This is a genomic window from Sphingobacterium puteale, assembly GCF_003627955.1.
Classification (GTDB): Bacteria; Bacteroidota; Bacteroidia; order Sphingobacteriales; family Sphingobacteriaceae; genus Sphingobacterium; species Sphingobacterium puteale.
The window spans coordinates 60,415-70,225 of record NZ_RBWS01000029.1 but is presented as its reverse complement, the minus strand read 5'-3'; the positions used below and the strand labels follow the sequence as shown (position 1 = coordinate 70,225).

Genomic DNA, 9,811 nt, shown 5'->3' with positions numbered 1-9,811 from the left:
GGTAATTGCTGGGATAATGCAGTAGCAGAAAGCTTCTTCAAAACGCTAAAATCCGAGCAGATTTACGGTAATAAGTTGATTACCAGGGATCAGATGAGAACAGAACTATTCGAATACATAGAAATCTGGTATAATCGAGAACGTCGTCACTCCACATTGGGAAATCTTACAATCGAGCAATTTAATAACAAAGAGCAAAAAATTGAAAAAACTGCTTAACTAGAACTGCCGATTTTATTTGCAAGTCCAATCCTTTATCTCATATATGTTTCGTTATCCAATAAATACATGTATCGTAGCCGTTTCGAGGAATGTAGCTTTTATATTATAACTGATAAAATATACAATAAATCATACTCAGATTAAAAGCTGCATGACCTATTATAGCGCCCCAAATAGCTTCTGATTTCACCTTGAATAAGTAAAATAATCTGCTTAAAAAATACATTGACAAGCACCAGATAAGTGTTGGTATGAAAAGAAAATGCCAACCGTCGAGCCAGTATACTACTCCAAAGTGAGCTATGTGGGTCAAGGCAAACGCCGAGCTATCTAGCATTGATGCACCACGATTGCCAAATCTCGAAACAAAGGTTTCATGAATTATTCCTCTAAAATATAGTTCTTCACCAAATGGGCTAAATAACATCCCCGTGCCAGCCATGATGAGGAACATTTGCCTTTTTGCCTCTATCGTTATATCTGCGGGAATTTTATAAGAATTGGCGATATACACATACCAGTTTTGATAACTATCTTGATAAAGGAATGTGCCCAAAAGGAATAACAGGTAAGCATATAAGCAACCGCTAATAAAAGCTATGGATAACCACTTATAACTTTTAGGTCTGTTCCAGCCAATGGTCCTCATACCTTTTTTATTTAAGAATATGAAAGGAACAATAAATGATAACAGCATGATTAAACCAATAAATTGATAATTGGCATATTGGTTAGCATGGAGTACCATAATAAATCTTGGTACACAAATTATGATGATTAGAAATAAACCAAACTTCCAGTTGAAATTGATAATACTATTCCAAGAGCTTCTTAAATAAGATTGCATAAAAGATATCTTTTTAAACGGTTGTTTTAAGATAGCAAAAAATCTTTCTCTTTTACCTCCTCATTTCCGCCATTGGCTGAGTTTTCCTGTCTATTAGTCTGAAGGCGATAGCATGTCCAGCGTTGCGAGTGAATTAAAATACTTTAATGAGCTGACGATTTTAGCGATGGCAGAAATGCAGAATCCGAGTGATGATTTCGTTCGTTTTTTTGCAAAGCAAGCCTATTCAAGTGTTGTTACAGCAAAGGTTTTGGAGCAGTATACACCCTTGGTCAAACGCGTTTTTACACAGATTGTCAATGATCAGATTGCTGAGCGACTTAAAAGTGCGTTCAAAAAAGAAACTGAGGCCGAAGAAAAGAACTTTCGACGATTGCACCTATCGCAAAAAGCAATACGATGCCTGCCTATGATGGAAAAGGTGTAACCTGGTAATTGATCAGTTTAAATTTTTACTGCCGATTATCAAGCAGAATCATACAGCTCGGGATTTATCATAAGTTTTAGGCATTGAAGGACAGCTAATCATAAAATACCTTCAGCTGCTCCAGCCTCTTTTTTACCAGCTTACTCTTCATCGGTTCAAAACTCATGATTTCTTTGCTGTTCTGTTTTACGGACACCTGAAACGGCTGATTTAGCTTTGCTGTTAAGTGATAGATAGCCACCAGCTCCGCGAGGTCCTCAAACCATGCGGCTGTACTGTAAAGCGAAACAAAAGGCGTTTTTTGAAGGTCTTTGTAAATTTTTGGCGCATCAGAAACCGGCACCTGCTTTCCGCTCCGGAAGCGTGTGGTCTCCAGCAAAGGGCTGATGAATGCTTTCTCGGGTACATTTGCTGTGTGCCAGATGCCCCGGGTAAATGCTGTAGGAGCCGCCACAGTATCGCCCTCGCCGGAGTGAGGTGTAAGGGCCAGTACCGCATCCACCACATGCGTTGCCTCATGAAGCAATACGTACACCATAGCATCCAGCTCGCCGGCATCAATAGTTATCTCCATCCCGCTGCCTTCGGGAAAGGTATAGTATGTATTCTCCTTCCATGTGGCCCATTGGGAAACAGTTTCGTTAATGATTTCCGCACGAAAAGTGATGTTGAATTTTTGGCTTGAATCGGTTGTTTCAACCGGGGATGTAAGTGCGGTGTTAGGCATATTATCCATGAAACTGATACTGTGCAAATGTTGCTTCAGAATTTTACTATGCAGCGGCGACAGCATAGTAAAAGCCTTCGCGACCTTGTCTTTTTCTTTGGCTGTCAGTATATGATCCACAGGCTGCATTCCTGCTTCGCGAAATTTGTTGAAAACTTCGTCTGGTGCCGATTTAATTCGTTCTGCCAATGCTGCCGAGGACCGGCTTTCCGGAATTTGGGCGTGAAGAGCCATCGGGATAAAAAGAGAAAAAAATAAGTAAGTAAAGAATCTGCGCATCATTTTGAATTTGGTATTGGAATAACAACGACTGAATTTAATTTATGGCAAGAAATTTTGCCCTGAACGCTGACGGCGTTTCACCTGATTTCTGCACAAACAGCCTGCTGAAGTATGCCGGATCTTCATATCCCAGTTCATAGCCAACCTCTTTTGCCGTCAGATTGGTATGTACCAGCAGCCGTTTTGCTTCTAACAGAATCCTGTTTTTAATCACATCATTAGGCTGAGGCAGATTAAGCCTTTTAAATTTATGGCTAATCGTTTTTGGAGCCATAAACAGCAGTTCGGCATAGTCGGCAACATGGTGCTTTTCCTTATAATGTTCGTCAACCAACAAGGTAAACTTCCTGAAAAACTCCAGGTCGCTGTTCTGTTCGATAAGTTCCTTATCAAGATTTTGCTTTTTCCATAACCGTGCGGATTTGATGAACAATTGTTTGAGATAGGTACGAAGCATCTCTTCCAGCGAGGTATCGTTTAACCCGAACTCATCCGTCATCTGTCCGAAAATATAGCTAAAGAAAGGAATTTCACCATTGTCCAATTCTACCATCGGCATATTGTAGATGTTACTGAACAGTAGTCCGTTACAGGCTACTTCCTCATCATGGATCTGGATACAATAAAAGTCGCGGTTGTAAAATACGAAGTGTCCCTCTTCTTTTCCGAGTTTCTTTATATGCAGATGCTGACTGGGGCTTACAAAGAACAGGGATGGCTGTTTTACCGAATATTCAGCGAGGTCAACCTGTACTTTAGCTCCCTTTGAAAGAAGCAGTACTTTTATGTATTGCTTATAATTCGCGCTATTAATGGAATCAACATTTTCTTCATGCAACGATATAAGTCCTATCGTTTTTAGGTTGCTTCGAAATACATTTTCACTTGCCATATCGGTAAACTAATGGGGTTAAAAATACAAATCTCTGTTTAAATAGAAACAGGAGAACACAATAATCTTGCTCTCCTGTTTTGCGATTCATCATGATTTTGCAAATTTCTCCAGCTCGGAATTGAATTTTTCCATTTCTTCTACAAACAAGGCATGGCCGCTGTTTTCAAACCGGATAAGCGTTGCATTTTTTATGCTTTTCTGTAATTGTTCGGCCCAAATAAGCGGACAGTTTTTATCATATACTCCCTGAAATATGGTCACAGGAATATTGATTTTTGAAAGCTGGGGGCGTAGGTCCAACCCGCTGAGTGCGGTGATTGATTCTGTCATGGCATAAGGAGAGGCCTGCAAGTTGATATTCTCCAGCCATTTTTCTACGTTTTTAGAGATATTGCCTTCTTTCGCCGGGAAGCCTGCACCGAAACTTGCGATCAGATCCTGTCTTTGTGTTTTGGTCGCGTTTATCAATCCTTCAACAACCGCATCGGGCAATCCGTCAGGAAAACCTTCACGCTGTTTCCAGGATGGTGCGGCTACTCCAAACAGAGCCAGCTTGCTCACATGGGCGGAGTTATATTTTGTTACATAATGCAGCACCACCGCACCGCCGAGCGAAAATCCTCCAAGCGTAGCATTTTGTATGTCCAACTTTTCCAGAACCACTTTTATATCATCGGAAAAAACATCAAAGTCATACTTTCCGTAAGGTTTATCTGATTTTCCAAAACCACGGAGTGTAATTCCAATTACTCGGAAGCCTCTGCGGGATAAATATTGGTATTGGTATTCGTACATTTCATCGCTCAATGGCCATCCGTGAATCAATACGATAGGTTTGCCTTCGCCAAGGTCGGTTACGTGAAGTTTTACTCCCTTTTCTACTTCGATGTATTCTGCTCTTCCGGCGGAAGCTGGTATTCTTTTCCCTTGGGCAAAAAGAGAAGTGCTCAATAAAGTCATCACTAAGCTGATTGTTGCAATAATTGTTTTCATTTTTTTTATGTTTAAATTGTTTTAAAGTGATGATACAAAGATATAATCAGCTTGATTGGAAAGGAATGGATAATGGTGGATATGTATTGTACTTTTTTCCCTAGTTAGGGATTGAAGGGTAATAGCCGGAAATCCAAAGTAACGTTTAAATTTGAAAACTTCACAAAGACTGATCTGGTTACTTTAGAGGGCGAAGGCAATGAATGGAAAGTTTCGAAATCAATCAGTTCATATAAGTAGTATCCAATAATCATCCCTCTTTGAAATTGAAAAATTAGAGAAAGAATTAGAAGTTTTCATGCTCCGGGGCGTCCAATTTATTACATCATTTTCTATAAATTTCCACTCTTCACATTCGAAGCCGATGGCTTTTCTTCCCCATCAATCAATATGATGTTTTTAAATTTATCTAAGTTTAGTTCCTTTAGGATCTTTACAGCACGATCACGCTCTGCTTTATTGAAGTGCAAAATTGCAATTACAGATTGATCGCTATGCTTAGCTTGTTTATAGATGTCAACTTGGTATTGGAGATTCTGTTTACGCTTCGAGCTTTTGGCGAGCTTAAGTTCAATTACAGTTTTGTCCATTGCGCCTCTCGAAACGGTAAAATCCACAGGGCCTCTACCATTGTCGATTTCTGAATTTATATCCCAGATTGAATCTGAACAAATTGATTTGAAAACCAGCTGAAACACAGATTCATTTTGATTTTCAACACCTCTGAAGGCTCTATTGCCATTGTTGTTTTCGATGAACCTCTTCAATAATTTTATACGGTAGACTGCTTCTTCTAAAGAGCTGTTTGTTTTCTTAACCGGGTGTGTAAGCATGTCATAACGATCGATCTCTATTATTTGCCCACCATTCTCAGTAGCAGCATCTAGAGAAGGAATCGAAAATCTTTTATTTTGTGATGGATTTTCTTGGTGTAACCTTACCGCTTCTTCTAAAGAGTTGCATTGAATTACTTCAGCCATCAAAGCGTCAAATTCACCTTCATCCGAATCTTTGAAATAATCAAACAATTCCTTTAGATCCCTATCTAACAGTGAGAATACTAATTCAAGTGTAAGGAAATTTGAATTTGTTTCTTTTCTGAAATTGAGATACTTATTCTCGTATGCGATTACTAACGGAACATCATCAGACTCAAAGGTAGATTTAAAATTCGTTGCTGCGGATGAAATATTATTACTGATACTGGATTTTGCTTGATCCCCTGACCATATTTTTAGTTCGGACAATTTGTCCATCACAGGATGATATATATTTGAAAGAAGAATATCGAATTTAGGGCTTATTTCCTTTTGAAAGACATCATATTTCTGTTTATCACGGTAATTTTCGTGAGGATTTAATTGATTTCTTTGTCCTATCAACTTTTCAAGTTCTTCACAAATCGGTAAATACTTTTGTATATAATCCTTTTTGTTAGAGTCTAGAAAACTAATGAATTCGAAGATATTCTGTATTTCTTTGGTAATCATTTTAAGCGGTTATAACTATGTTATTTTTTAGAGTTAGCACATTCTAATATACATAATTCAATAAAAATTAATACTAACTATGCCTTAAAGTTATTCAATATTTGTCAATTTCCTTTGCATCAGCAACCACTCATAAATCCAGGGCTCAGTTTCATAAAGATATTGGATACCATGACCTTCACCTTTAAGCCGGTGGAAGGTGATATTCCCATTGCACTCCTTTAGAAATTTGGCTATCCGTTCTGTTTCTTGTATGGAGATTTCTTCATCCGCAGTTCCGTGATAGGTCAGGATGGGCATGTCTTTGAGTCTGCAAATTCGAGCGGTGTCACTATCATTTACACCTCCGCATAAGGGAACAATAGCAGCAATTTTTTCGGTGTGATCTAAGGCTGCGATATACGTTCCGTAACCTCCCATACTTATTCCGGTCACATAAACACGGCTTTTATCGACGCGGTATTTTGCAGTTACTTCATTATACAGCGAATCAAACCAATTTTCCATAGACCAATATCTGCCTTCCGGACATTGCGGAGCGACCATAATAAAATCAAATTCCTTTCCTTGATCCACCAGATAGGGAAGACCATAGACCTTTAGTTTTTCTAAATCATTTCCTTTTTGTGATCCACCGTGAAGATAGATGACCAGAGGGTATTTGGACGTGTCATTATTATAGTTTTTAGGTAGGTAAGTGAAGTGTTTGTAATTGACTTTTAGCTTTTCTTGCGCAAAGGATTGCGAGACAAAAAAGCTAAAAAAGATAATTAAAAGAATGTTGACAAGTAGATAGTTCCTTGAACAGAAAATTTTGATAGATAATCGGATAGTCATTGTAATTAGATGTGAATTTTATTTGAATACAGGTCTTTTGCACGAGCAAAGGGAATTATTTACTAAATTCATACAGGTAACACACGGATTATTTTAATACCAGCGTCTGGTAGAAACTATAGTAGGAGTATTTTTGCTGCTCATTTTAAATATGTCCAAGATCAGTTTAATACTTGTGTTTCCATTCTCGTCAGCCTATCTTTTAGTAATGCCCCTGGCTTGTGGGATGATAATATACATAAACTATTTCGATTGCTTATTGTGGATCATTGTAGCTTTAAATTATCATCAATTTGTTTAATTAACAATTCTCTATCCATTGGATAGCCAGCTTTAGATAGCTCAAATGTTCCATCTTTACGAATAATGATATAGGATGGAAAGCCCCTTGCCCCAGTTTTCTTTAAGATATCCTCTGTGAGTTCTTGAGATGCGAGGATATGTGTCCCTTCCATTTCGTAGTAGGCGATTAACTGTTTCCATCGTTGTATATTTTTTTTATCGTAGTTCGATATGTAAATAAATTCTAAACTACTGTTTTGGAAATATTTTTTTAGCTCCGCACCATTTTTTTCAATTTCTTCGTGACAAGGGCCGCACCAAGTTCCCCACATATCTAATAAAATATTCTTACCTGCATATAAATGGAGCAAATGTTCAAATGTCTTAATGCTATCTGTATTTTCGATCAAGGTCATTTTTTTAGATATCTTATTTGAATTCCTTAATCGGGCAGCGTTCGCCATGGTAGTAAAAAGCGGTAAGAATTTGCTATTGGGATAATTGCCATGAAATCTTTCAAAAATAGGTGTTAAGTTTGTTTTCATTCCTGTTCTCATATTGGTCAATAAATTAGCATACAGGTACTCATTTACATTCCCTGTAAATTGCTTATTTATGAGCTTTTCTAAGAGTAAATTCTCCATATCTGATTCATAGACAACTTTACGCGTTTCCTTCGGAAACTCTGAATATAATACATTAAGGACGTCTTCTTTATCCTCAAGTTCCCAAATTCTATTCTTTTCAATGTTTATATATCTAGTAATGAATTGTACATAATGATAGCTATTAAGCGCTTTTTCGTTGTTAAGCTTCACAGATTCTACAAGACTGTCTTTTTTTGCTTCCCATTTTGATATAAGCGTTTCATGGTTTGGAAGTTTCTTTAATTTGAATTTATGGTTGTTATAAAATGTTAAGAACCAATCTACTTTTGCATAGCTCAGATTATTTTTTCCTAGACTCACGAAATCATCTGTAGGACTATGTTTTTGAATATATGCTTTTAAATTAGCTTCCTCCTTTTTGTGTAATTCATCTAAATATTTCAGAAGTCGTAATGGAACTGTGTCGTTGTCGAAACTTTTTGTGTCGGGAGAATGTGAGAAGGTAAACCCTTTATTATTTGATATATATTTTCCGGATACATTAAATATTGGTGTATCATGGCAAGTGTCAATATTTACCACTATACTATCGTTTTTTGATATAAAAACACTTTGGTAGAAGAAAGAATTCTTATATGGCACAATTAAAATAAACTCAGTTATCTCTTTTTCATCAAAGCGTAGTTTAAGTTCAGAAGCGCCCAAATTCAGTTTAAATGGTGCGTTTCCATCCAACTCGGGCTCGATTTTCGTCGGGGCTAAGTAAATGATATTGGCATTATCGAAATTTTTCTGAATTTTTAAAACAGATGATTGTCCTTTTAGGAACGTGAAAAATACTATGGTAAATAACGTTAGATAAATCTGCTTCATGCTGTACTCTAATGAATTGCTGGTTAAAATAGTAAATAAAATTACAACTGAGAAGAATAGTTTATTTTTTATTTTACAATAAAAAATAAAACAATTGCGTCCAAAAAGTTTTCGAAAATCATATAAAAAAAGTGGCGCATTGAGCTTGCAGTTGACAGCCCAAACTATGAAATGAGCTCAATTAATATCTCTGTAGGTTGCCATGTAAAGTGCCATTTAAATAGTGTATTGGTTATCCTCAAGGATTGTCAACTTATAATGGCTATAGGCAATTTCAATCATTTTGAATAGTAGAAGTCTTTTCACCTCCCCATTTCCGCCATTCACCGAGTTTTCCTGATCGTTGGTCTAAAGCCCATAGGCTAGGGGCCTATTGTGTTGTAGTTTTGAGTCAACAAATAAGAACTAAAAACTAACACAATAAAATAAAGACATTATGAACCATCATGAGTGTATTCAAAAGGCACTCATGATAGCTTTATCATCAAATAAAAAACAAATAATTTCGATAAAAAACGCTAGTAAAATCATTCGCAGCAGCAGCCTTAATCGCCGTATCCACATTCGCTATGGCAGCTGAAGCACCAGGTTCAAAATCAGCAAAAGCAAACGTTAATCTTTCTACAGCAGACTTGGCACTTGATCATTATGTTGCGGTAACTACCGAAGGCGAATCAGCAGGAGTAGTGCAGTTATTCGCCGAAGATTTTAATCAAAAGATCCAAGCTTCCAATGCGCAGTCTAACAGCCGTAATGAAGTGGTTAAATCCTTGAAAAAACAAAAAGGCGAAAAGCTCAACTGTACAGTCAGCACTGATATCATCGAGGAATCGTCAGACTATATGGTCGCTAAAGTGACTTTGAAATTTGAGGATTTCACCAAAACAGATTTAGTTACCTTGGAGCGTGTGGGCAATGACTGGAAAGTAACCAGTTCAGTCAACTCCTATAAATAGTATCCATCCCTTACAAATATATAAGTTGTGAAGCCATATCTCCGGATGTGGCTTTTTCTGTTTTAGCTCCTTCCATTCTTTTAATTTTTTTTGCAGCAAATGGGATTCAAAGAGAGATCAAATTCGTCATTTAAACAGAGTTTATTCAGTGATCGTTCAGTGCTTGCTCAGTGATTACTCAATGTATACTGAATTACCAGTGACTAATCACTGTCTAAAAATTGATTGAAAATTGTGTTTAGGGATAAGTTGGTATCTACATTTATCGGTTTTAATGCAGATCTAAATTAGCGACTTCTAAAATCTGGAATATGCTATAGTCCTTCGGGCATCAGTAGCGATGTCATTTAGATTCAGTGTTTTGATCCAGTA

Annotated in this window: 10 protein-coding genes; 3 read left to right on the top strand and 7 right to left on the bottom strand. The window is 37.2% G+C overall.

Annotated features, from left to right (window positions below; translation table 11 throughout):
* The coding region (locus D7322_RS26855; protein ID WP_147430555.1) for an IS3 family transposase at positions 1-219 on the top strand (219 nt) is incomplete at its 5' end.
* A 106-nt stretch (positions 220-325) separates the two neighbouring features.
* On the opposite strand, the gene D7322_RS26850 is transcribed toward D7322_RS26855, so the two are convergent.
* Positions 326-1,069: a CPBP family intramembrane glutamic endopeptidase gene (locus D7322_RS26850; protein WP_121127250.1), complete on the bottom strand. Its 744-nt coding sequence runs from the start codon at positions 1,067-1,069 to the stop codon at positions 326-328.
* 112 nt (positions 1,070-1,181) lie between these two features.
* Here D7322_RS26850 and D7322_RS26845 point away from each other — a divergent pair, with 112 nt between their 5' ends.
* On the top strand, positions 1,182-1,496 hold the full coding sequence (locus D7322_RS26845) for a hypothetical protein (RefSeq protein WP_121127249.1): 315 nt from the start codon (positions 1,182-1,184) through the stop codon (positions 1,494-1,496).
* 94 nt (positions 1,497-1,590) lie between these two features.
* On the opposite strand, the gene D7322_RS26840 is transcribed toward D7322_RS26845, so the two are convergent.
* The 6 genes from D7322_RS26840 to D7322_RS26815 all read right to left on the bottom strand — a co-directional run bounded on the left by D7322_RS26840 (position 1,591) and on the right by D7322_RS26815 (position 8,483).
* Positions 1,591-2,505: a hypothetical protein gene (locus D7322_RS26840; protein ID WP_220700187.1), complete on the bottom strand. Its 915-nt coding sequence runs from the start codon at positions 2,503-2,505 to the stop codon at positions 1,591-1,593.
* Positions 2,506-2,539: 34 nt separating this feature from the next.
* Positions 2,540-3,397: a helix-turn-helix domain-containing protein gene (locus D7322_RS26835; RefSeq protein ID WP_121127248.1), complete on the bottom strand. Its 858-nt coding sequence runs from the start codon at positions 3,395-3,397 to the stop codon at positions 2,540-2,542.
* A gap of 90 nt (positions 3,398-3,487) precedes the next feature.
* The gene (locus D7322_RS26830) at positions 3,488-4,393 is read right to left on the bottom strand and encodes an alpha/beta fold hydrolase (protein WP_121127247.1); all 906 of its coding nucleotides are present in this window, start codon (positions 4,391-4,393) and stop codon (positions 3,488-3,490) included.
* Positions 4,394-4,725: 332 nt separating this feature from the next.
* Positions 4,726-5,883, bottom strand: a complete 1,158-nt coding sequence (locus D7322_RS26825) for a hypothetical protein (protein ID WP_121127246.1) — start codon at positions 5,881-5,883, stop codon at positions 4,726-4,728.
* A gap of 90 nt (positions 5,884-5,973) precedes the next feature.
* A complete protein-coding gene (locus D7322_RS26820) occupies positions 5,974-6,720 on the bottom strand; it encodes a carboxylesterase family protein (protein ID WP_121127245.1) in 747 nt (248 codons plus the stop codon).
* 266 nt (positions 6,721-6,986) lie between these two features.
* Complete coding sequence (locus tag D7322_RS26815; RefSeq protein WP_121127244.1) at positions 6,987-8,483, bottom strand: TlpA family protein disulfide reductase; 1,497 nt, start codon at positions 8,481-8,483, stop codon at positions 6,987-6,989.
* Between the two features lie 569 nt (positions 8,484-9,052).
* Here D7322_RS26815 and D7322_RS26810 point away from each other — a divergent pair.
* Entirely contained in the window at positions 9,053-9,439 is a 387-nt protein-coding gene (locus D7322_RS26810; RefSeq protein WP_121127243.1) for a nuclear transport factor 2 family protein, read from the top strand.
* The last annotated feature ends 372 nt before the right edge of the window (positions 9,440-9,811 follow it).

Bases quoted from the DNA above. Each gene is read 5' to 3' on its own strand.
- D7322_RS26835 (WP_121127248.1), bottom strand. From the start codon at position 3,397: ATGGCAAGTGAAAATGTATTTCGAAGCAACCTAAAAACGATAGGACTT.
- D7322_RS26845 (WP_121127249.1), top strand. From the start codon at position 1,182: ATGTCCAGCGTTGCGAGTGAATTAAAATACTTTAATGAGCTGACGATT.
- D7322_RS26815 (WP_121127244.1), bottom strand. From the start codon at position 8,483: ATGAAGCAGATTTATCTAACGTTATTTACCATAGTATTTTTCACGTTC.
- D7322_RS26850 (WP_121127250.1), bottom strand. From the start codon at position 1,069: ATGCAATCTTATTTAAGAAGCTCTTGGAATAGTATTATCAATTTCAAC.
- D7322_RS26810 (WP_121127243.1), top strand. From the start codon at position 9,053: ATGGCAGCTGAAGCACCAGGTTCAAAATCAGCAAAAGCAAACGTTAAT.
- D7322_RS26825 (WP_121127246.1), bottom strand. From the start codon at position 5,883: ATGATTACCAAAGAAATACAGAATATCTTCGAATTCATTAGTTTTCTA.
- D7322_RS26830 (WP_121127247.1), bottom strand. From the start codon at position 4,393: ATGAAAACAATTATTGCAACAATCAGCTTAGTGATGACTTTATTGAGC.
- D7322_RS26840 (WP_220700187.1), bottom strand. From the start codon at position 2,505: ATGATGCGCAGATTCTTTACTTACTTATTTTTTTCTCTTTTTATCCCG.
- D7322_RS26820 (WP_121127245.1), bottom strand. From the start codon at position 6,720: ATGACTATCCGATTATCTATCAAAATTTTCTGTTCAAGGAACTATCTA.